This window comes from Citrobacter amalonaticus (assembly GCF_001559075.2).
Classification (GTDB): domain Bacteria; phylum Pseudomonadota; class Gammaproteobacteria; order Enterobacterales; family Enterobacteriaceae; genus Citrobacter_A; species Citrobacter_A amalonaticus_F.
The window spans coordinates 2,944,797-2,965,854 of the sequence record NZ_CP014015.2 but is presented as its reverse complement, the minus strand read 5'-3'; the positions used below and the strand labels follow the sequence as shown (position 1 = coordinate 2,965,854).

Sequence of the window (21,058 nt, the reverse complement as noted above, 5' to 3'; positions counted from 1 at the left end):
TTTTCAGCGGGTTAAAAAAAGATTTCCAACGTTACAATCCTGTCAACGACCAAAGAGATACAGTAAGACTATCAAAGCGGCATTCATTGGACATATGAGTTGAGTCAATATTCATAATGTTATCAGCAGCATCTCTTGATCTGACCCGCTAAACGCCGCGCAGCAATTCTGTATATTTAGTAGACAATTAAACGACAGAAGGTGCGTGTTATGACATAGCACGAACAGTTTTGTCAGGCCTATGAGATGCCGATATCCGCCTGTATTCTTGCTTAGAGCGCATTTACTCTTTCCGGTGATGCAACTCGATGGATTTACTTTCTGCTGGCGGCAGGATGACCTTCCACTACGCGGCACTGCTAGCCGGTATAGCCGTCATCTATTGGTTTCCGGTCTGCTTAAACTGGGCAAGCAGCACCAGGGGCAGTCAGTATCACCGGTAGGCTGCCAGGAGCAATAATGCAAAAGAGATTAAGGAGGGTTTATGTTTTCTTACGTGATGCTGGGTACTAACGATCTACAGCGCGCCATAAGGTTCTACGATCCGCTGATGGAATTGCTTGGACATCCAAAGGCAGGCCGTAATGAAGAAGGCGCATCCTGGGGGACGTTCAGCAATAACCATACCATCGGATTGTGCGTCGGCAGGCCCTTTAACCAGCAACCAGCGAGCGTTGGTAATGGCACGATGGTCGCACTGAATACCCACTCGTTTGAACACATCCAGCAGTTGTACGAACTTGCTATCAGTCTGGGTGCCAGGGATGAAGGTACACCGGGGCACAGGCCACAATACGGACAGGGATTCCATAGTGCCTATGTACGCGATCCGGACGGGAATAAGCTGGCGTTTGTGTTCTATGCCGATGAGGGTTGAAAATCAAACTGACAGTTTTCGTGTTGTGTATGAAAGCGGCGACGCACCGGACATAGTCAGAGAGTAGCCGTCGGGAGTAGCGTCAGGCGGTAACTCTTGTAGTCGCAGAGACTGGGGCAGGAGAATCATTAAACAGGAAGCCTTATGCAAATAATATCGTCAAGATGCATCATTCGACCATTTCAGTCACACGAAATTGATAGTTTTATGGTGTATCGTAATGATGCTGAGTGGATGAAATATCAGGGATTTAAGGGGCTAACAAAAGAGGACTATGAAGCAGAGTTGCTGGGAGTTCTTACACTTGCTCGCGGTATTCAATTGGCCATTGTCAACAAGCTGACGCAGGTTTTGATTGGTGATATTTATTTACGTCAGCAATGCGATGTGTTTTGGCTCGGCTATACCATCAGTCCCGCTTATGCTCGCCAGGGATATGCAATTGAAGCAATTACCGCCACGATCGACTGGATAAAAGAGAACGGTTTTTCACTCATCAAAGCCGGTGTGGATCCGGAAAATACCCTTTCAATAAAATTACTTATCAGGATTGGCTTCAACTTTTCAGGCATCGAAGATGGGTGAGCATATTTATGTTCTGGATTTAACAAAAGGAGAATAACCTCCGGAGGGGAAAAGCCAATGAGGCCATATAAGGGGTACTAAAACCTGCATTCGACAGTGCACCTGCCTTTTTTCAGTAAATGAGCTGGCGTTCGATTTCCGAAGTACATCACACTTTTTCTACTGAAACATATCCCTGCTAAAACTGCGTGTTATTATTCGCTCCGTAAATACCTTTCATCTCTACCCGAGGCTTTGATGCTGGAGAATGTAATCATCCGATAATCAGCTTACCGACCTTTTCAGGCCGGACTGATTATCAATGCGCCGAAATCGAATGCGGACACCGCTGTGTGTTTGCACGTTTTGCACATGATGATTAAACAGGTTCTTCAGTATGAATTTATCCCGTCAGGAACAACGTACGTTACACGTTCTCGCTAAAGGTGGACGTATTGCGCACGTCCGCGATTCTTCAGGCCGCGTCACTTCCGTTGAATGCTACACCCGCGAAGGGCTGTTGCTGACCGACTGCACGCTCGCCGTCTTCAAAAAACTCAAAACCAAAAAACTTATCAAGTCCGTCAATGGTCAGCCCTATCGAATCAACACTACCGGGCTGAATAACGTTCGCGCTCAGCTCGATAATCGCTAAGGAGAGTTTCTATGACAGCACACCACTTCACTTTTCAAATCACAGATGAAAGTGATGCCAGTGATATCCGGGAAGTCGAAACCCGCGCATTTGGCTTCAGCAAAGAAGCCGATTTAACGGCCTCTTTACTTGAGGATGAAAGCGCGCGCCCTGCGTTATCGCTGCTGGCCCGACATGAAGGCAAAGCCGTCGGGCATATTTTATTTACCCGGGCAACCTTCAAAGGGGAAATGGATTCACCGCTGATGCATATCCTCGCTCCCCTGGCAGTCATACCGGAATACCAGGGGATGGGCGTGGGACGACGGTTGATACGCACTGGCATCGAGCACCTGAGGTTGATGGGCTGCCAGACAGTATTTGTGCTCGGCCACGCCACCTATTACCCCAGACATGGGTTCGAACCCTGTGCCGGAGACAAAGGCTATCCGGCACCTTATCCCATCCCGGGGGAGCACAAAGCCTGCTGGATGATGCAATCACTCACCGCTCAGCCCATGAACGTGACCGGCCACATCCAGTGCGCGCAGGCCCTGATGAAACCGGAGCACTGGCGTGAATAACAATCTTGTTGTGCCCTTTTTGGTGCTTAACCCAATAACAGGAATTAAATAATGGATATCCCACGTATTTTTACCATCAGCGAAAGTGAACACCGCATCCATAACCCGTTCACCGAAGAGAAGTACGCCACGCTGGGTCGTGTGCTGCGTATGAAACCGGAGACCCGCATTCTGGACCTCGGCAGCGGCTCGGGCGAGATGCTCTGCACCTGGGCCCGGGATCATGGCATTACGGGGACTGGCATCGACATGAGTTCGCTCTTCACCGCGCAGGCCATACACCGCGCGGAAGAACTCGGCGTCAGCGAACGCGTACATTTTATTCATAATGATGCGGCGGGTTACGTCGCCAATGAAAAATGTGACGTAGCAGCCTGCGTCGGCGCGACCCGGATTGCCGGAGGCTTTGCCGGGACAGTCGAACTGCTGGCGCAGAGCCTTAAACCGGGCGGGATCATGCTCATCGGTGAACCTTACTGGCGTCAGCTTCCGGCAACGGACGAGATAGCCCAGGCCTGCGGCGTCAGCTCGACAAGCGATTTCCTGACGCTGCCAGGACTTGTGAGTGCATTCGATAAACTCGGCTACGACGTAGTGGAAATGGTGCTGGCAGACCAGGAGGGCTGGGACCGATATGAAGCTGCGAAATGGCTGACCATGCGCCGCTGGCTGGACGCCAATCCTGACGACGACTTCGCCGCCGAAGTCAGGGCCGAGCTAAACATCTCGCCGAAACGCCACGTAACGTACGCGCGGGAATACTTTGGCTGGGGCGTGTTCGCGCTCATCGCCAGGTAAGAACAGGTTCCCGGTATTTCTGACTGGAGATACCGGGAGCTTCGCCTTTGCTTTGATCTGATGCATCACCTGCACAATACATATTCAGTATGTTTATTAATCAGGATGTCATCATAAGGAGCATCATATGTCACAACATGAACAGTTCTGTCAGGCTTGCGGAATGCCGATGTCGGCACCCGATGCACACAGTGCCAGTGATAAATATTGCGCGTACTGCTGCGACAGCAACGGCAATCTTAAACCCTGGGAAGAAGCGGTATCAGGCTTAGCCAGCTTCCTTGATTCCTGGCAAAAAGTCGGCCCGGAAGAAGCACAGAAGCGGGCAAAACGTTATCTGACGGCAATGCCCGCCTGGGCTCATAAAGCGGACGAGTGATTTGAGCTGATTATAGTCACTCCCCCTGAATCCATTAAGGAGAGCCCATGTTTTCTTACATTATGCTTGGAACCAACGACCTGCCACGCGCCATTACATTCTACGATCCGCTGATGGATATGCTGGGGTATCCCCGTGGCGGCAGGAATGAGGACGTCGCATGGTGGGGCGTTTTCAACGGTAATAACACGACGGCACTGGGTATCGGCAGACCTTTTGATAAACAGGATGCCACGACCGGAAATGGTGTGATGGTCGCCCTGATTGCCCGCTCTGCCGAACATATCCAGCAGCTTCACGCGCTCGCTTTAAACCAGGGCGGCACGGACGAGGGAGCACCTGGCCTGCGCCCGCATTACGGCGAAGGTTTCTACAGCGCTTATGTTAGAGATCCCGATGGCAACAAGCTGGCTTTCGTCTATTACACCGCACAATCCTGAGTAAGATAAATCGGGGGCCTCAGCGCCCCCACCTGAAACTAAACCGATCCCGCAAATTTCAGAGGAGCGTTGGACGAGTTGATAAATGCCGAGATGTCTGACTTTTTTACGCCAGAACTCTATAGTGTGACAACCGCAGCACTATCACCCTCTCAAACCCTTTAAACCTTTCAACCGCATGGCTTTTGTCTGCCCTTCAGGGACGGCTTATGCCTGCGTGTTGGTTGGCTGGAGCCTAGAATATGTTCGTCAAATCCTTTCTCGCTCTCGACGGTAATGGTCGTCTGACAGGTGCCAGAACGGTGCAGACTGCGCCATACGATCGCTGGTGTGGTGTTCCCCTGGATGGCTCGCTGCCCAATCTTCAGGTCAGCCGTATCGACCCGAAGGTAGAGACAGAGCACTATCGTCGTTTTGTTCTGGAAAATCAGGGCAAAGGGTTAGATGCGGAAGGGCTGGCGGTGCTGGAGGAAGACCTCCGCTCGCCATGCACTGAAGAGATTGCTGTCTTCCAGACATTCTCACGGATCATCAAAGAGGCCGACGACCATTTTGTCATTATGGACACCGCGCCAACGGGTCACACACTTCTGCTACTGGATGCGACTGGAGCCTATCACCGGGAAATGGTGCGCCAGATGGGGCAAACACATGACCATGTGATGACGCCAATGATGCAATTGCAGGACCCGGAGAAGACGAAGGTGATTATCGTGACGCTTGCCGAAACGACACCTGTACTGGAAGCAGCAAACCTGCAGCAGGATCTGCGTCGCGCTGGCATCGGGCCGTGGGCATGGGTTGTTAATAACAGCCTGGCGGCAGCTGAACCGTCTTCACTTTTCCTGAAGACCAGGGCGAACCGCGAGTTACCTCTCATCTCTGATGTGGAAGAGCAGTATGCAAAGCGTATTGCATTAACAGCGCTACAGAGCGAAGAGCCGGTTGGTATTGACCTGCTGGAAGAAATGGCGAAGTAACAATGAAGGGGGCAAATGCCCCCTTCATCTTTATTTCAGTCTTTTACCTGCATCATCAACGACTTTTTCACCGTCTTCTTTGGTGAAAGCTGCTTTCTGAGCATCTGGAAGGATATCCAGAACGACCTCGGAAGGACGGCAAAGTTTAGTTCCCAGTGGCGTCACTACGATCGGACGGTTGATCAGAATCGGATGCTGCAGCATAAAGTCAATGAGCTGGTCGTCAGTAAATTTATCTTCTGCAAGACCCAGTTCCTCATACGGCTCGACGTTCTTACGCAGCAAAGCACGGACGGAAATGCCCATATCCGCAATGAGTTTGACCAGCTCATCGCGTGAAGGTGGAGTCTCAAGGTAAAGAATAACGGTCGGCTCATTACCGCTGTTGCGGATCAACTCCAGCGTATTACGCGACGTGCCGCAGGCCGGGTTGTGATAAATGGTGATGTTGCTCATATCAGTATCTCATTACAAAGTGAAAGAGAGACGTAGCGCCAGCGCGGCCAGCGTTACAAACAGCACAGGCAGAGTCATGACGATCCCGGTGCGGAAATAGTATCCCCAGGTGATGGTCATATTCTTCTGTGAAAGTACATGCAGCCAGAGCAGCGTTGCCAGGCTACCAATAGGTGTAATTTTCGGGCCCAGATCGCAGCCAATCACGTTGGCGTAGATCATTGCCTCTTTAATAACGCCAGTTGCAGTGCTTCCATCAATAGAAAGAGCGCCAACCAGCACGGTAGGCATGTTGTTCATGATGGAAGACAGGAAAGCCGTCAGGAACCCAGTACCCAGCGTCGCAGCCCAGAGTCCTCTATCCGCCAGTACGTTCAGCACACCTGAAAGGTATTCGGTTAGCCCGGCGTTGCGCAGACCGTAGACCACTAGGTACATCCCCAATGAGAAGATGACGATCTGCCAGGGTGCGCCACGTAGCACTTTGCCGGTGTTAATGGCATGGCCTCGTTTCGCCACGGTAAACAGTATTACCGCCCCAACTGCAGCAATTGCGCTTACAGGAATCCCGAGCGGCTCGAGGACGAAAAAACCAACCAGCAGAAGAATCAAAACTATCCAGCCGGTGCGGAACGTAGCAGGATCTTTTATTGCTTTTGTCGGTGTCTTAAGGAGAGCCAGATCGTAAGTCGGCGGAATATCCTTGCGGAAGAACAGATGCAGCATAACCAGCGTGGCAGCAATGGCTGCAATATCCACCGGCACCATTACCGACGCATATTCGGTGAATCCCAGACCAAAGAAGTCCGCCGAGACGATATTCACCAGGTTCGACACGATAAGCGGCAGGCTGGCTGTATCGGCAATAAACCCGGCAGCCATGACGAATGCCAGTGTCGTGCCTTTGCTGAACCCTAATGCCAGTAGCATGGCGATGACTATCGGCGTCAGAATAAGTGCCGCACCATCGTTGGCAAACAGTGCCGCCACCGCTGCACCGAGCAGAACGATATACGTAAAGAGCAAACGGCCACGACCGTTACCCCAGCGCGAAACATGCAATGCCGCCCATTCGAAAAAGCCTGATTCATCAAGCAGCAGGCTGATAATAATCACGGCAATAAAGGTCGCCGTCGCGTTCCAGACGATATTCCACACCACCGGAATATCGCCCACATGCACAACGCCAGATATCAGAGCCAGTCCCGCGCCCAGCATTGCACTCCAGCCGATCCCTAATCCCTTTGGTTGCCAGATAACCAAAACAATGGTCAGGACAAAAATAGCGCCTGCCAGTAACATAAAACCTCCTGACAGGGCGACTTTGCCGCCCTGTATATGCAAAAAAATTAACTCATCAACTCTCTGAGCTTTTTAATACCGGCGGGCTCTGACGCCAGCACCGGAACAAGCGCTATGCGCTCAGCGTGCTGATTCTTAACAGCCTCAATCTGAGGCCGTTCCTGCCGGGCGCGCTGGCAAAGCAACGGAGAACGCGTATCCGCAATGGAAAGGCTGTTATTGATAATCCAGCCCCACGGATGAATCCCCGCTCTTTCAAGGTCAGCCTGTAGGCTTGCCGCTTCCAGTACCGGTGTGGTTTCAGGCAGAGTGACCAGCAGGACTTTGGTGCGTTCCGGGTCCTGAAGCTGCATCATCGGAGTGGTAAAATGACCTTTATCCCCCATCTTCTTGGCAATCTCACGGTGATAAGCCCCGGTAGCATCAAGCAGTAATAGCGTATGCCCGGTAGGTGCCGTATCCATGACCACAAACCGTTTGCCTGCTTCACGGATTACGCGTGAGAACGCCTGGAACACCGCAATCTCTTCCGTGCAAGGAGAACGTAAATCCTCTTCGAGCAGCCGTTTCCCTGCTTCGTCTAGATCTCTTCCCTTCGTCTCAAGGACATGCTGGCGATAACGTTCGGTTTCATCGTGAGGGTTGATTCGGCTGACCTGAAGGTTTTTGAGGCTGCCGTTCAGCGTTGTACTCAGGTGCGCAGCAGGATCAGAGGTCGTGAGATGCACGTCAAATCCCATGTCTGCCAGCCTGACGGCGATAGCCGCTGCCATCGTGGTTTTACCTACGCCACCTTTGCCCATCAACATAATCAGGCCGTGCTCACTGCGAGCGATATCATCGACCAGGTCAGAGAGCGATAAGTTTTCAGGCGTGTACTGGATGTTCGTTACCGGGAGCGGTAATGCCTCAGAACCGGTATCCAGCAGTCCCTTCAAGGCTGAAACACCAACCATATTGACTGGCTGTAGTAATAGGGTATCTGTCGGTAGCTCAGATAAACCGGCAGGAAGATTTGCCAGTACCTCCTGCTCACGTTGCCATATCGCAGCGGCCAGGGCGTCATGTTCAGCTTCGGTTTTAGGCAGCACACCATTAATAACCAGGTACTGATTTTTCAGGCCAATTGCAGCCAGTTCTTCATGGGTGCGGGCGACTTCCTGCAGCGTAGATTTTTGCAGTCGTGCAACCAGAACCAGGCGGGTACGTTCAGGATCGGACAACGCCTCTACTGCATGAGCATACTGCTCACGCTGCTTTTCCAGCCCGGCCATTGGGCCAAGACAGGAAGCACCATCTGGATTACTTTCAATGAAGCTACTCCAGGCACCGGGAAGCTGGAGAAGGCGAATCGTGTGGCCCGTCGGCGCTGTATCAAAAATGATGTGATCGAAACGGGTCAGCAGGGAAGCGTCTGTCAATAAGCCGGTGAACTCATCAAACGCCGCAATCTCAGTGGTACAGGCTCCTGAAAGCTGCTCGCTGATACTGTTAACAACGTCATCAGGCAGAAGACCTTTGATAGGATCAACGATTCTGGCGCGGTATTGCTGGGCGGCTTCCTGCGGGTCAATCTCCAGAGCAGAAAGCCCAGGAACTGCCGTCACAGGGCGAATGGTATTACCGATAGCCTGATCGAACACCTGACCGACATTGGAGGCCGGATCGGTACTGACCAGCAAAACCCGCTTACCCTGTTCAGCAAGGCGGATTGCCGTCGCGCAGGAAATAGAAGTTTTACCTACACCTCCCTTACCGGTAAAAAACAGGTAAGGTGGGATATTCTGTAAGAATTTCATATGTCCTCCTGACATATTCAGCAACAGGAAGTATTACCACCACAGCAGCTGGTGGGAGCTAACCCTACCTTCTCCAGCGGAATACCGAACCAGCGAGCCAGCTCAGCACGTTTTGGGTATCGCCCTGCCATCACCGTTTCACCGTCCAACAGCAGTAGCGGAAGACCTTCTGCTCCAGATGCTTCGAGGAATGCTTTCGCTTTCTCATTCTGCACAAAGCTCATGGGCTGCTGCGCCAGGTTGTAACGTTCAACCTGTCCACCACGTCCTTTCAGCCACTGCACATCAGCAGAAAAATCAACCAGAACCTGATCGACATCTGAGCCACATACGCCGGTACTGCAGCACATTGCCGGGTCAAACACCGTTAACGTCTTCATTCTGAATACCTCACATTTGGAAAAACATATATGTTCAGGCAAATTTTTTAGATGCAAACAGCCTTACCGCTACCAGAGCAGTTTGCCGATGCCAGCTTACGGGCGATGGCCTGTACGTCGTCCTGTTGGCTTAACCAGGCCTGCTCAATCACCTGAGCAGCCCAGGAAGGAATATGCGGGGATAAGCGGTAGTGAACCCACTTGCCCTGCTTGCGATCCAGCAATAGACCACTTTCCCGGAGCATTGCCAGGTGGCGGGAGATCTTGGGCTGTGACTGTTCTAGCGCAGTACAAAGGTCGCACACGCACAGCTCTCCCATCTCTCTAAGCAGCAACACAATGCCCAAACGAGTCTCATCGGAAAGGTTTTTGAAGAGCTGTAGGGAAGTTAGTGTCATTGAGCCTCCTGAATGTCTAAAAAATATAATACACTGTAAGTAAATAAGATCAAACATATATTCGATAAAACGCATATGAGAATCGATATAACTCTGAACAGAGTCATATCATGCCGGAATTCAGTTGTTTAATGGAGTAGGATTTCAGGCCAAAGTTGGGCGAAAGATCATTTAAAAATGAAGGGTTAAGCTAAGAAAGCGTGGGGTAAAACTGCTAGGGCGGATACTCCAAGTGATAACTTCAGCATAATAAAAATTAATATTAGAGAGAAAAAGAGCATGTAACCAATTTAAACTACACACTCTTATTTAAGGCTGTAAAGCATAAACTCACTTTTCTGCATTATTATTTATAGTCTGCCCTACGTTTCCAGCTTTTAGGAATCAAGGCCTCCCCAGATTCTCTAGTCCAACGTTGTTTTGTTGCTTCAACATATCGAACATCATCTACAAAATAAGCGTGCTCTAATAATATAACCTGTAATCCTTCCTCTCTATTGACCTCATCAAAGAGAAAATTAATATGTTTTCTCATTGCCCTAAAGTCTTCATCATTAGAGTTTATTTGAGTTTCATCTACGCCATTTGATTCATCTTCTTCATGAGCATTAGAATTAATATTTATTTTACTAGGCGAATTAGAAAAATATGGCCGGCTCAATTGATCTAACACTAACAATCCAGGAATAGGACGTTCTTCTTTTGCAAAATACCGCTGCAAACCAAATGATAATGCTATGTGAACAGCTAAGTAGTTTTGATCAGAACCAATATCAGCCATTGATAAAATAGAACCATAAGGACCTTTCTCTACGAGACTAACTTTAGGCTCTCTGGAAGAGAATAATATTTCAGCATTAGTACAAGGTTCTTCTCTCGGTAGCATTTGAAATGCTTGATTAGAAAAGTTAGAAATCAAGTTCTCCGCTCTCTGTAACCTTACCCTTCTGTTATCTAGGTCTACAACAGACTCTAACTTATTGATTTCACCTTGCAAGCCACTTAAGTCTTTTGCAGAATGTAATAACCTATCATCGAGTGTCTCGAGGAAAAAACTAGCTTTACCACGAAAATAAGCATGCATTTGAGCTAAACTAGTTAGTCTTTTTCCATTCTGTATTTGAGATAATTTTGATTCAATTGCTGCATCAACTTCTCTAAGTTTTAAACTAAGGTTAATTTCACCTTCAGATAGTTCATCCATTTGTAAGCTAAGATGAGGTTTGATTCGCCCAACCTCACTATTTTCAGAACTTAAAACCTCAAGTGAATGTTTTATCTTTTGAGCAACTTCTGCACCTTTCTTAGTTTCAGAGTTGCAAATGGGACATGTTGTAGGGATTTCTGACAAGTTCAAATACTCAGCTATCCTTAACTTCTCATGTTGTTTTTTAATAGCACATTGATAATCATTTGATTCTTTCAATGCCATGAACATTGCACGTTTCTTACGTTTAGTTCGATTGAGATCATGTAGGATATTTTTTCGATAATCATGTAACTCTGAAAGCTCATTCTCGTCAGGATAATTTAAAGTATCCATGGGGTTATTCATGGTGCTTTTTAATAAAAAAATAAGCTCATGCTCATCAATACCATATAAATCTCTCTCTGATAACAATCCTATTTCTTGGGCTTCTGCTAAAAGAACTCTTAAACGTTGTTTTACTAACCCATCTTTTGAACGGCGAGCTTCTACTCTGCTACTTTCAATTTCCAGTACTCTACGAAGCTGGCGCAAACGTTTTTCAGCAACGACTGAAGCTTCTGAACTTACGCCTAAAAAATAAGGAAGAGTTGAGATAATTGCTGGGGATTTTTTATTATCGTCCAAGCCATGAAGGAGTACTGTTTCGCTATCTATAACTTCCTTCGTAACAAATATGTATGGTGTTATATGTCGAACTGTAGCTTTCTCTGTATATTGACGATTAGAGTCTAAATCATTATTTAAGTCGCCAATCTGAAAAGCTCGCTCTAAAATAGCTTTTGCTGCAGATACTGTAGTACGCCCCTCAAGTTCTTTAATATTCTTTGGAACAGAGAGTTCTCGCCCCGAAGTAATATACATACAATCACTTGATTTTTTACCAACGGGAGGAATTTGGCGACACACAATCAACTGGTCCTTCCCTTTTGACCATCTAACTCCCACAACGGTACAATGGCGCTTAATATAAGCGGGTAATTCACACGAAGAAGAGCCCAAGCAATAATCAATTGCTTTTATTATTGCGGATTTACCTGTTCCCGAGGCTCCAGTAATAATATTAACTTTACCAACATCAAATTGGATCTCACGAAATAAATCTTCAACCCCAAAAAAAAAGATTCTTTCGATATTCCATCTTTTCATAACGTAAGTCCCATAGCTTCAAAAGTGGCCCTCGTTGATCCCATTTCAGAAAACCAATAAGCTAATAAACGTGTTTTCTTTAGGGATAGACTATTGTCTTTCATAAGACGCTCTAGCTTAATATTATTTCCAACTACTGTTCCATCAACATTTAATTTCAATATTTTTGAAATACATCCAAATCTAATGGCTTCAGTTGTAATAGCTAATGTAGAGTTTACTCGCTTAGTTAATTCATTAAGCACACTTGGATTCCTTTCCAACCAAACTAGCAAACCAGTCTTTATATTGCATCCTAAAAATGTTGAACTTAAATCCTCTGATAAAACAATAGGAAGAACTAAGTAGATGAGAGGAATTTCTGGATTTATCTCAATGGAAGTATTATAGAAATCACAAAACCCCGATAATAAAAACGAGCAAAATACAGGGTTCGTTTCAGCATATATATCGTGAGCTAAAATCATTTCTTATCCCTTAACAAACCCTTGTAATCAGGATGCCATCCCACTTTTAACTCTATTGATAATAATTGATAGGTCCCACGAACATAATAGCTAGCATTCCAATTCGGAGCAAAAGAACGTATCTGGGTATGAGCCAAGTCAAAAGACCATCTGAACAATTGATATCCTTGTTCTTCTTTATGATGACCTTCACAATCCTCACACTCCTCGGCCATTCTTTCATACTTATCAGACCATGTTTCTAATAGTAATTTATCGTATTGATCTATTCTGCTCGCCATATCAAATCGTTCATTGCACCACTTGTGCCGTTGAGATCTTGCCCTCCATTCTTCACGAGTTGCTTGCGATATATCAACCCGCCGCCCCTTAATAAGCTCTATTTGATTGACAATCATTGAATGTGGATTGTAGTTACTAGGCAAAATTGCATTTTCAAAATCGGCGTTCAGTTCGTCCCTTTCTAGTTCACCAGATATTTCTGATAATCTTTGTTGAACCTCAAGCTTATATATAACCCTTTCTCTTTTCCCACACAAAGAGAATATCACTTGAAGATCCCACCACTCCAGTAATCGTTGACAGATTAATTCACGTTTACTTGGAGGGAAGTTAGTTAACTTGCTTTCTATATCTTTACTTATATTTGATATGTTTTTTTCACTTGCAAAAAGCACTACTTTTCCCAATAATTCTTTTCGAGTATCTTTTTGCAATTCTAAAAATGATTTACATGCATTATATCGCTGGACATGTGGTGCTGGAACTTTCTTTTGAGCTAATGAATGTTCATGTTCTTCTACGACCCGAGTAGCCTCATCGATGAGTTTTAGTAGTAGTAATTCACGGTCTGAATTTTCTTGAGTTAAAACAAACAATTCGTCTTTATTACCGACAGGTGCAACAGTAATTAATTGTAGTCTTGTTTCATCTAAATTAATTTTAGGTAAAAGATCTATCCAAACCTTGAATGTTTTCCATAACAATGTAGATGTGATCGTGACTGAGGCTGGATTAGGCTTAATAGAATGCTTTAATTGTGATAAAAGGCTTTCGCCATTAGCTACAATCTCGACGTCATCTAGGCGTTCAAGACAAAGAGCTGCATCATCATGCTCGTTTTCGAGGATTGCTTTAAGTGCATAGAGTGACTGGTAGTAAAAACCAAGTGCAGCTCCTTCTGCGGTATGGTTCACAGCTCGACTCATGCTCTTCCCTCTCTTAGAATCTAATACATTTCATATTCCTAATGAAAGGCCTTGTTTGAAGAGATTAAAAAGCCTTAGATTTTAAAGTATATGAAACGAGCAAAAACCTAATGACACCGATAGTAACGTAGTTAGCTCACTAAATGCACTTTATTTTAGTAATAAATTGATATCACTCATATTTTTACTTTTCATTGCTTTCTTGTAAAGATGTAATATTCTCACAGATATCCCACCTGATAATTTAACTCATTGATTAAACTGATCATATAGTGAGATTTCTGTTATGTCATGGCATTAGATTGAATGCTAAACTAAAAAACCAAGCTGCGGTAGATTACGTTTGCATACTTCTCTTGATGTTTCGGTAAACTTCATAATGTAGCAATCTATCTATATGATTTGCATACCACTGCATCATCTCTCTTCGCCCTTCCAGATACAACGCATGGTTATACGTCCCACGGATCGCATTCTTATCGACATGCGCAAGCTGGGTTTCAATCCATGCCGTATTAAACCCTTCCTCATGCAAAATTGTACTCATCGTGTGCCTAAAACCATGTCCAGTAACCTTCCCCGTATATCCAATCCGCTTAAACACCTGATTTATACTCGCTTCGCTCATCGTTTTACGGGGGTCATTCCTTCCAGGAAACACCAGTGGATATTGACCAGACATCACTTTGAGTTGCTGTACGATTTCCAGCGCTTGGGTAGAGAGGGGTACCAGATGAGGCCGTTTCATCTTCATACGCTCTGCAGGGATTTCCCACACTGCTTTCTCAAGATCAAATTCACTCCAGAAAGCACCTCGGAGCTCGCCAGTACGAACCCCCGTGAGTATCAGCAGCCGAGCGGCAAGAACAACTAACGGGCTTCCAGTATAGCTGGATAGGGCTTTAAAGAAGTCTGGTAACTCTTCAACCGTCAGGAAGGGATAATGCTTCGATTCATGCCCTGACATCGCGCTGGTTAGATCCGCTGCAGGATTGTATTCCGCACGACCGGTAACTATGGCGTAGCGAAAGACTTCACTGCAGCGCTGGCGAACCTTCTTAGCCTTCTCTGTCGCGCCACGGCTTTCCATACGACGCAGCACATTCAGCAGAACCAGTGGTTTGATTTCATTCACCGGCAGTTGGCCGATATAGGGGAAAATATCTTTATTGAAGGCTTCGATGATGTCGGAGGCATAGCCTTCTGACCATCTGCTCACCTTCGTACCGTGCCACTCAAGCGCCACAGACTGGAACGTGTTATTGAGCTGCACATCGCGAACCAGCTTTTCTTCTTTCTTGGCAAACGATGGATCGATACCCTCGGCTAGTTTTTTCTTGGCTTCATCACGCAGTGCTCTCGCTTGTGCAAGGGACACTGCCGGATAGACCCCAAAAGCCATACGCTTCTCTTTTCCATTGAAGCGATACTTCATCCGCCAGTATCTGGAACCAGAGGGAACAACCTCAAGATACAAACCAGCACCATCTGCCAGCTTATAGGCTTTCTCTCTGGGTTTAGCTGCGTCTACCTGTCGCGCATTTAGCTTCATTGGGGGCATCTCCCAGGACCGAACACAGAATGCCCCCACTTATGCCCCCAACTGCGACTTGATTTCAGTTGAGTCCAGTTGATAACAGGAGATAAGATACGGGCCATAAACCGCAGTATACGGGCTTTTAGTTGATTTCGGTAGACTTGGGAAGAGTTTGAAATGGTGCCGATAATAGGAGTCGAACCTACGACCTTCGCATTACGAATGCGCTGCTCTACCAACTGAGCTATATCGGCCCTGATAAGGACGCGGCCACGAGTGTGAACACGGGGTAGAAGGTTAAAACTAACCGAGTGATGCGTCAATAGTCTTGCGAATCAAGTGGCTGATTTTGCATCACCCGGCGTTAATTAGGCACGAATCGTATCGTCACCAAAGCCGATCCACTTATAGGTGGTCAGCGCTTCCAGCCCCATTGGACCGCGGGCATGTAATTTTTGCGTGCTGACGGCGACTTCCGCACCGAGACCAAACTGCCCGCCATCGGTAAAACGGGTTGAGGCGTTGACGTACACCGCAGACGAATCCACTTCGTTCACAAAACGGTTCGCGTTGTGCATGGTACGCGTCAGGATGGCGTCGGAGTGCTGGGTACCGTGCTCGCGAATATGCGCGATGGCGTCATCCAGGTCAGCGACGATTTTGACGTTCAAATCCAGCGACAAGAACTCGTCGTCAAATTCTTCTGCTTTCACCGCCACCACGTTTGCTGGCCCCGCGTTCAACAGGGCAAACGACCGCTCGTCCGCATGCAGCGTCACGCCGCTCTCCGCCATCTGCTGACTCAGCGCCGGCAGGAAACGCGTCGCGATGTCCTGATGCACCAGCAGTGTCTCTACCGTGTTACAGGTACTCGGACGTTGCGTTTTCGCATTGACGATAATCTTCAGCGCCGGGGCAATCTCTGCGCTGTCGTCGACAACGATATGACACACGCCAATCCCGCCGGTGATCACCGGGATAGTCGACTGCTCGCGGCACAGCTTATGCAGACCCGCGCCGCCACGCGGGATCAGCATGTCGATATACTTGTCCATACGCAGCATCTCATTCACCAGCGCACGGTCGGGGCTTTCAATGGCCTGAACCGCCGCTTCCGGTAAACCACAAGAGGTTAACGCCTGCTGGATCACGCGCACGGTGGCCGCGTTGGTGCGATATGTCTCTTTACCGCCGCGCAGAATCGCCGCATTGCCCGTTTTCAGGCACAGAGAGGCGACATCGACGGTGACGTTTGGACGCGCTTCATAAATGACGCCAATCACGCCAAGCGGCACGCGGCGACGCTCCAGACGCAACCCGCTGTCCAGCAGTCCTCCGTCAATCACCTGCCCGACTGGATCCGCCAGATTGCAGACCTGACGGACGTCATCAGCAATCGCCTTCAGGCGCGCAGGCGTCAGCGCCAGGCGATCGAGCATCGCCTCGCTCAGGCCGTTCGTGCGCGCTTCGGCCACGTCCTGCGCATTAGCGTTCAGGATAGTGTCAGTTTGTGCTTCAAGCTCATCAGCTATTTTTTCCAGCACGCGATTTTTTTCGCGGCTGGAGAGCTGCGCCAGTTTGTACGACGCGGCTTTGGCAGCAATGCCCATTTGTTCCAGCATTTATCTGCTCCTTAACGGGTAATCATGTCATCACGATGGACAGCGACCGGGCCATATTCATAGCCCAGAATCGCATCAATCTGCTGGGAGTGGTGTCCGGCAATGCGGCGCAGCGCGTCGCTGTTGTAGCGGCTCACGCCGTGGGCGATGTCGCGCCCTTCCAGATTACAGATGCGGATCACTTCACCACGCGAGAAGTTGCCTGTCACGCTTTTAATGCCTTTGGGCAGCAGGGAACTGCCACGTTCCAGAATCGCCGCCGTCGCCCCTTCATCCACGGTGATTTCACCGGCAGGCGGCGCGCCGAAGATCCAGCGTTTGCGGTTCTCCAGCGGGGAAGCCTGCGCGTGGAAGCGGGTACCGACAGAGATGCCTTCCATCACGTCACCAATCACTCCCGGCTTGCTGCCAGCGGCAATGATGGTGTCGATACCGGCACGGCAGGCGACGTCAGCAGCCTGTAGCTTGGTGCCCATGCCGCCTGTTCCCAGCCCCGACACGCTGTCACCAGCGATGGCACGCAGGGCGTCATCAATCCCGTAAACATCTTTAATCAACTCGGCTTGCGGATCGGTACGCGGATCGGCAGTAAACAGACCCTGCTGATCGGTTAACAGCAGCAGTTTGTCCGCCCCGGCGAGGATCGCCGCCAGCGCGGAGAGATTGTCGTTATCCCCCACTTTAATTTCCGCCGTGGCAACCGCATCGTTCTCGTTGATAACCGGAACGATATTGTTATCCAGCAGCGCACGCAGAGTGTCTCGCGCATTCAGAAAGCGCTCCCGATCTTCCATATCCGCCCGCGTCAGCAGCATCTGCCCGACGTGAATGCCGTAAATCGAAAACAGCTGTTCCCACAGTTGAATCAGACGGCTCTGCCCGACTGCCGCCAGCAGCTGCTTGGTGGCAATCGTTGCAGGCAGTTCCGGATACCCCAGGTGTTCACGCCCGGCGGCGATAGCGCCCGACGTGACAATAACAATACGATGTCCTGCGGCATGCAGCTGCGCGCACTGACGAACAAGTTCTACGATGTGGGCACGGTTAAGGCGGCGCGATCCGCCCGTTAGCACACTGGTGCCGAGTTTTACCACCAGCGTCTGGCTGTCACTCATGATTCTCTGCCGTTCAAAATAGGGAAAATGATAGTAAACGAACGTTTTAGCAGGACTGGTCCCGGTTGCCAACAAGCAGCGCACAAAGCATGAAATTTTGTTGTGCTGGATCAGCAAGCGTAGCGGCAATGTTTGACGTTTTTATTACCGAAACAGAAAAACATCCTTTTTTAAAATTATTCTTACTTTGTCATAAAACCTTCACCCCAGAGCGATAAAACCCCTCCTGTCTTTCAACGGGGATCACACCCAGTAAATATTAGCGCGTACTTTAAATCAGGACTGAAAATGAAAAAGAGCACTCTGGCATTAGTGGTGATGGGTATTGTGGCATCGGCATCCGTGCAGGCAGCGGAAGTGTTTAACAAAGACGGGAATAAACTGGATGTGTATGGCAAAGTCAAAGCGATGCACTACTTCAGCGATAATGATGACAAAGACGGCGACCAGACCTATGTCCGCTTTGGTTTTAAAGGCGAAACGCAGATTAACGATCAACTGACCGGCTACGGTCGTTGGGAAGCGGAATTTGCGGGCAACAAAACCGAAAGCGAATCCGGTCAGAAAACGCGTCTGGCGTTCGCCGGGGTCAAGCTGAAAGATATCGGCTCTTTCGATTACGGTCGTAACCTGGGCGCACTGTATGACGTTGCCGCCTGGACCGATATGTTCCCGGAATTTGGTGGTGACGGCCTGGCGCAGACCGATAACTTTATGACTAAACGCGCCAGCGGCCTGGCGACATACCGTAATACCGACTTCTTCGGCGTGATCGACGGTCTAAACATGACCCTGCAATATCAGGGCAAAAACGAAGACCGTGACGTGAAGAAACAGAACGGTGACGGATTCGGGACATCACTGAGCTACGACTTCGGCGGCAGCGATTTCGCGATCATTGGCGCCTACGCCAACTCTGACCGTACTAATGAGCAAAACCAGCAGGCACGCGGCCATGGCCAGAATGCTGAAGGTTGGGCGACCGGTCTGAAATACGATGGCAACGACATCTATCTGGCGACCATCTATTCTGAAACCCGCAACATGGCGCCGATTTCCGGTGGTTTTGCCAACAAAGCGCAAAACTTCGAAGCCGTCGCACAATATCAGTTTGATTTCGGCCTGCGCCCGTCCATCGGTTACGTTCAGTCGAAAGGCAAAGATATTGAAGGTATTGGTGATGAAGATATCGTGAAATATATTGATGTCGGCGCGACCTATTATTTCAACAAGAATATGTCGGCGTTTGTTGATTATAAAATCAACCAGATTGATGATAACAACAAACTGGGCGTCAACAGCGATGACATCGTGGCGCTGGGTATGACCTATCAGTTCTGATGCCAGAATGGTCCGGATAGTCTGACTTATCCGGCGAACAAAACAGAGAAGCCGGATGATTCATCCGGCTTCTTTTTTGGATTACGCCGTTAGCTTCACCGGCTCATCACGGAAATCGTCTGCGGGTTCCAGTGACAGATGCAGCGTGTTTAACAGCTCACGCAACTTCTCATGAAACTCACGCAGGGTATATTCCAGTCGCTCAACCACTTCTTTATCTTTGATCGTCACAGTCGTCCAGTCGCCCGCTTTGTCAAACAGACCAAATTTGTAGCTATAGGTAAAACGCTTTTCCTGTGCTTCCAGCTCCATCCACCAGCCCCAGAATTCGCGCAGTTCAGGCGCGGGCTTCACGTTGACGCAAACGGCCAGACAATCGAAAAAAAATCGATTATCTTCGCACTTTCCTTCCCGGATATAGGGGCCAAGCGCGGTGAATTTCTTGATCAATCTGCTCTTCGGGTGTCCACTCGGTAACGTCATTGCGATCTCCTGTTGTGAAGCAACTGTTTTACCAAAACAGTAGAATTTAGCAAATTATTAACACAATCTCTTTTCAATCCAGCGGGCGATTTCCTGTAGCGCGTTGTCAAAATTGCGATACACCGGATTGAATGGAATCTCCAACAGCTTACCGTCAGAAGATGAAGAGGTGATTAAACGCGACTCCTCTTCCGGACTGAACGGATCGTTCTTCCAGAAGCCCGACAGCATTGGCGTCGGGCAACGTCTGCCAAGCAGTCCCTGTACCTTCAGCGAGTAGCGATTGAGCTCCACGCGCAGCGCTTCATCGGACGCATCGTGCATCCCCAGTCGGCTCGCCAGAACGTCAAGATACATTTCCGGTACCGCTCCCTGACGCAGCGGGTCGCTCAACAACGCATGCACAACCGGACCGAGACAGGCCACCGCTTTCAGACGCGGCGATTCAAGATAGGCCAGACGCACCGCCACGTTGGCGCCAAAACGGAATCCGAACGCCGCCACCCGGGTATGATCCACCCACGGCACATTTGCCAACGCTTTCAGCACATGCTGATGCAGCAAACTGGAGTCCTGAGAGAGCTTCCACTTTGACGAGAAACCGACGGAAGGCATGTCCAGCGTCAGCATAGCGATGCCGCGCGGCGCGAAATAGCGCTCATACAGGGTGTAGTAATCGGTTTGCATCGAATCCAGACCGCCGCACATGAGCACCGTCGGGAACGGGCCATCGCCTTTTGGCATATGCAAGAACCCGGTAACGGGAGAGCCGCCGGGTACCGAGAACTCCATCTCGCGCAGCGTACCGGGCAGTCGCTGCGCGGCTTCCTCATAAGCGCGGTTGGCTAACGCCTGCGCCTGCTCCGCCAGATCGTCCCCTTTCAGGTGGGGATAGGCGGCGATGTTGTACAGCGTCGAGGCGTGCAGCCAGTAGCGGCCACTGCGCTCAGGATCCGTTTCCTGGCAGGCTTTCTGCTGCCAGTCCATCGCCTGCTTCGCCCATTCATAAATCCAGTTGCCGCCACGGTAACCAATCACCGTATCGTAAAGCTCGGCATCGGTGCGCTCGGCGTCACTCATCACGATGCGCGCCTGAACATCAAGAATTTCTCGCGGATCCACCCCGCGCCAGATCCACATCAGGCGGTTAATCATGCGATACCAGTGGGGAACGTTCTTGCCATCCAGCGCCGATTGCACAGGCGGCTGCGTCCCGGCATTAAAACGGCGGACAAGGGTCGACGTTTCGGGATGTTTAAAACGGGGTTTGAACAGGATTTCGCTAAGATTAGCCTGTGACATGCGTACAGCCTCCTGAAGTACTCACTGAGGCTTATT

Annotated in this window: 20 protein-coding genes, 1 tRNA gene and 2 pseudogenes; 9 read left to right on the top strand and 14 right to left on the bottom strand. The window is 49.1% G+C overall.

From position 1 onward, the window contains the following. Positions 1–484: 484 nt before the first annotated feature. The 8 genes and pseudogenes from AL479_RS14320 to AL479_RS14280 all read left to right on the top strand — a co-directional run. Positions 485–877 (top strand): VOC family protein, encoded by a 393-nt coding sequence (locus AL479_RS14320; protein WP_000493336.1) that lies wholly within the window; start codon positions 485–487, stop codon positions 875–877. 207 nt (positions 878–1,084) lie between these two features. Next, complete coding sequence (locus tag AL479_RS14315; RefSeq protein WP_236847473.1) at positions 1,085–1,462, top strand: GNAT family N-acetyltransferase; 378 nt, start codon at positions 1,085–1,087, stop codon at positions 1,460–1,462. A 376-nt stretch (positions 1,463–1,838) separates the two neighbouring features. Then, complete coding sequence (locus AL479_RS14305) at positions 1,839–2,096, top strand: YjhX family toxin (protein WP_061076535.1); 258 nt, start codon at positions 1,839–1,841, stop codon at positions 2,094–2,096. 11 nt (positions 2,097–2,107) lie between these two features. Continuing rightward, a pseudogene (locus tag AL479_RS14300) lies at positions 2,108–2,655 on the top strand (GNAT family N-acetyltransferase). 55 nt (positions 2,656–2,710) lie between these two features. Further along, a complete protein-coding gene (locus AL479_RS14295) occupies positions 2,711–3,457 on the top strand; it encodes a methyltransferase domain-containing protein (protein ID WP_061076533.1) in 747 nt (248 codons plus the stop codon). A gap of 169 nt (positions 3,458–3,626) precedes the next feature. Further along, the gene (locus AL479_RS14290; RefSeq protein WP_252997360.1) at positions 3,627–3,836 is read left to right on the top strand and encodes a zinc ribbon domain-containing protein; all 210 of its coding nucleotides are present in this window, start codon (positions 3,627–3,629) and stop codon (positions 3,834–3,836) included. A gap of 47 nt (positions 3,837–3,883) precedes the next feature. Continuing rightward, a complete protein-coding gene (locus AL479_RS14285; RefSeq protein ID WP_061076531.1) occupies positions 3,884–4,276 on the top strand; it encodes a VOC family protein in 393 nt (130 codons plus the stop codon). A 341-nt stretch (positions 4,277–4,617) separates the two neighbouring features. Beyond that, a pseudogene (locus AL479_RS14280) lies at positions 4,618–5,256 on the top strand (ArsA-related P-loop ATPase); the annotation flags it as partial. 30 nt (positions 5,257–5,286) lie between these two features. Here the strand turns inward: AL479_RS14280 and arsC are convergent. The 12 genes from arsC to proB all read right to left on the bottom strand — a co-directional run bounded on the left by arsC (position 5,287) and on the right by proB (position 17,896). Continuing rightward, the gene (gene arsC, locus AL479_RS14275) at positions 5,287–5,712 is read right to left on the bottom strand and encodes a glutaredoxin-dependent arsenate reductase (protein ID WP_061076530.1); all 426 of its coding nucleotides are present in this window, start codon (positions 5,710–5,712) and stop codon (positions 5,287–5,289) included. A 12-nt stretch (positions 5,713–5,724) separates the two neighbouring features. Next, positions 5,725–7,014 carry an arsenite efflux transporter membrane subunit ArsB gene (arsB, locus tag AL479_RS14270; RefSeq protein WP_061076529.1) on the bottom strand — a complete coding sequence of 430 codons (1,290 nt, stop codon included), beginning with the start codon at positions 7,012–7,014 and terminating at the stop codon, positions 5,725–5,727. Positions 7,015–7,061: 47 nt separating this feature from the next. After that, entirely contained in the window at positions 7,062–8,813 is a 1,752-nt protein-coding gene (gene arsA / locus AL479_RS14265; RefSeq protein ID WP_061076528.1) for an arsenite efflux transporter ATPase subunit ArsA, read from the bottom strand. A 17-nt stretch (positions 8,814–8,830) separates the two neighbouring features. After that, positions 8,831–9,193 (bottom strand): arsenite efflux transporter metallochaperone ArsD, encoded by a 363-nt coding sequence (arsD, locus tag AL479_RS14260; protein WP_061076527.1) that lies wholly within the window; start codon positions 9,191–9,193, stop codon positions 8,831–8,833. 47 nt (positions 9,194–9,240) lie between these two features. Next, positions 9,241–9,591 (bottom strand): As(III)-sensing metalloregulatory transcriptional repressor ArsR, encoded by a 351-nt coding sequence (gene arsR / locus AL479_RS14255; protein ID WP_061076526.1) that lies wholly within the window; start codon positions 9,589–9,591, stop codon positions 9,241–9,243. 346 nt (positions 9,592–9,937) lie between these two features. Next, positions 9,938–11,947: a DUF3732 domain-containing protein gene (locus tag AL479_RS14250; protein WP_061076525.1), complete on the bottom strand. Its 2,010-nt coding sequence runs from the start codon at positions 11,945–11,947 to the stop codon at positions 9,938–9,940. After that, on the bottom strand, positions 11,944–12,414 hold the full coding sequence (locus tag AL479_RS23845; RefSeq protein WP_071887631.1) for a three component ABC system middle component: 471 nt from the start codon (positions 12,412–12,414) through the stop codon (positions 11,944–11,946). Before AL479_RS23845 ends, AL479_RS14250 begins: the two co-directional genes overlap by 4 nt. Further along, entirely contained in the window at positions 12,411–13,622 is a 1,212-nt protein-coding gene (locus AL479_RS14245) for an ABC-three component system protein (RefSeq protein WP_061076524.1), read from the bottom strand. Before AL479_RS14245 ends, AL479_RS23845 begins: the two co-directional genes overlap by 4 nt. 337 nt (positions 13,623–13,959) lie before the next feature. Further along, positions 13,960–15,174, bottom strand: coding sequence for a tyrosine-type recombinase/integrase (locus AL479_RS14240; RefSeq protein WP_061076523.1), 1,215 nt, complete (start codon positions 15,172–15,174; stop codon positions 13,960–13,962). Positions 15,175–15,337: 163 nt separating this feature from the next. After that, a tRNA-Thr gene (locus tag AL479_RS14235) sits at positions 15,338–15,413 on the bottom strand. Positions 15,414–15,527: 114 nt separating this feature from the next. Further along, complete coding sequence (gene proA / locus AL479_RS14230) at positions 15,528–16,781, bottom strand: glutamate-5-semialdehyde dehydrogenase (RefSeq protein WP_061076522.1); 1,254 nt, start codon at positions 16,779–16,781, stop codon at positions 15,528–15,530. 11 nt (positions 16,782–16,792) lie between these two features. Next, the gene (proB, locus tag AL479_RS14225; protein WP_042324793.1) at positions 16,793–17,896 is read right to left on the bottom strand and encodes a glutamate 5-kinase; all 1,104 of its coding nucleotides are present in this window, start codon (positions 17,894–17,896) and stop codon (positions 16,793–16,795) included. A gap of 288 nt (positions 17,897–18,184) precedes the next feature. On the opposite strand from proB, the gene phoE reads away from it, so the two are divergent. After that, positions 18,185–19,237, top strand: coding sequence for a phosphoporin PhoE (phoE, locus tag AL479_RS14220; protein ID WP_061076521.1), 1,053 nt, complete (start codon positions 18,185–18,187; stop codon positions 19,235–19,237). Between the two features lie 81 nt (positions 19,238–19,318). On the opposite strand, the gene crl is transcribed toward phoE, so the two are convergent. Next, positions 19,319–19,720 (bottom strand): sigma factor-binding protein Crl, encoded by a 402-nt coding sequence (gene crl / locus AL479_RS14215; RefSeq protein ID WP_061076520.1) that lies wholly within the window; start codon positions 19,718–19,720, stop codon positions 19,319–19,321. 57 nt (positions 19,721–19,777) lie between these two features. Continuing rightward, complete coding sequence (frsA, locus tag AL479_RS14210) at positions 19,778–21,022, bottom strand: esterase FrsA (RefSeq protein ID WP_061076519.1); 1,245 nt, start codon at positions 21,020–21,022, stop codon at positions 19,778–19,780. Between the last annotated feature and the right edge of the window lie 36 nt (positions 21,023–21,058).

Excerpts from the sequence above, each read along its gene's own strand:
- AL479_RS14320 (WP_000493336.1), top strand. The coding sequence starts at position 485 with ATGTTTTCTTACGTGATGCTGGGTACTAACGATCTACAGCGCGCCATA.
- AL479_RS14315 (WP_236847473.1), top strand. The coding sequence starts at position 1,085 with ATGGTGTATCGTAATGATGCTGAGTGGATGAAATATCAGGGATTTAAG.
- AL479_RS14305 (WP_061076535.1), top strand. The coding sequence starts at position 1,839 with ATGAATTTATCCCGTCAGGAACAACGTACGTTACACGTTCTCGCTAAA.
- AL479_RS14295 (WP_061076533.1), top strand. The coding sequence starts at position 2,711 with ATGGATATCCCACGTATTTTTACCATCAGCGAAAGTGAACACCGCATC.
- AL479_RS14290 (WP_252997360.1), top strand. The coding sequence starts at position 3,627 with ATGTCGGCACCCGATGCACACAGTGCCAGTGATAAATATTGCGCGTAC.
- AL479_RS14285 (WP_061076531.1), top strand. The coding sequence starts at position 3,884 with ATGTTTTCTTACATTATGCTTGGAACCAACGACCTGCCACGCGCCATT.
- arsC (WP_061076530.1), bottom strand. The coding sequence starts at position 5,712 with ATGAGCAACATCACCATTTATCACAACCCGGCCTGCGGCACGTCGCGT.
- arsB (WP_061076529.1), bottom strand. The coding sequence starts at position 7,014 with ATGTTACTGGCAGGCGCTATTTTTGTCCTGACCATTGTTTTGGTTATC.
- arsA (WP_061076528.1), bottom strand. The coding sequence starts at position 8,813 with ATGAAATTCTTACAGAATATCCCACCTTACCTGTTTTTTACCGGTAAG.
- arsD (WP_061076527.1), bottom strand. The coding sequence starts at position 9,193 with ATGAAGACGTTAACGGTGTTTGACCCGGCAATGTGCTGCAGTACCGGC.
- arsR (WP_061076526.1), bottom strand. The coding sequence starts at position 9,591 with ATGACACTAACTTCCCTACAGCTCTTCAAAAACCTTTCCGATGAGACT.
- AL479_RS14250 (WP_061076525.1), bottom strand. The coding sequence starts at position 11,947 with ATGAAAAGATGGAATATCGAAAGAATCTTTTTTTTTGGGGTTGAAGAT.
- AL479_RS23845 (WP_071887631.1), bottom strand. The coding sequence starts at position 12,414 with ATGATTTTAGCTCACGATATATATGCTGAAACGAACCCTGTATTTTGC.
- AL479_RS14245 (WP_061076524.1), bottom strand. The coding sequence starts at position 13,622 with ATGAGTCGAGCTGTGAACCATACCGCAGAAGGAGCTGCACTTGGTTTT.
- AL479_RS14240 (WP_061076523.1), bottom strand. The coding sequence starts at position 15,174 with ATGAAGCTAAATGCGCGACAGGTAGACGCAGCTAAACCCAGAGAGAAA.
- proA (WP_061076522.1), bottom strand. The coding sequence starts at position 16,781 with ATGCTGGAACAAATGGGCATTGCTGCCAAAGCCGCGTCGTACAAACTG.
- proB (WP_042324793.1), bottom strand. The coding sequence starts at position 17,896 with ATGAGTGACAGCCAGACGCTGGTGGTAAAACTCGGCACCAGTGTGCTA.
- phoE (WP_061076521.1), top strand. The coding sequence starts at position 18,185 with ATGAAAAAGAGCACTCTGGCATTAGTGGTGATGGGTATTGTGGCATCG.
- crl (WP_061076520.1), bottom strand. The coding sequence starts at position 19,720 with ATGACGTTACCGAGTGGACACCCGAAGAGCAGATTGATCAAGAAATTC.
- frsA (WP_061076519.1), bottom strand. The coding sequence starts at position 21,022 with ATGTCACAGGCTAATCTTAGCGAAATCCTGTTCAAACCCCGTTTTAAA.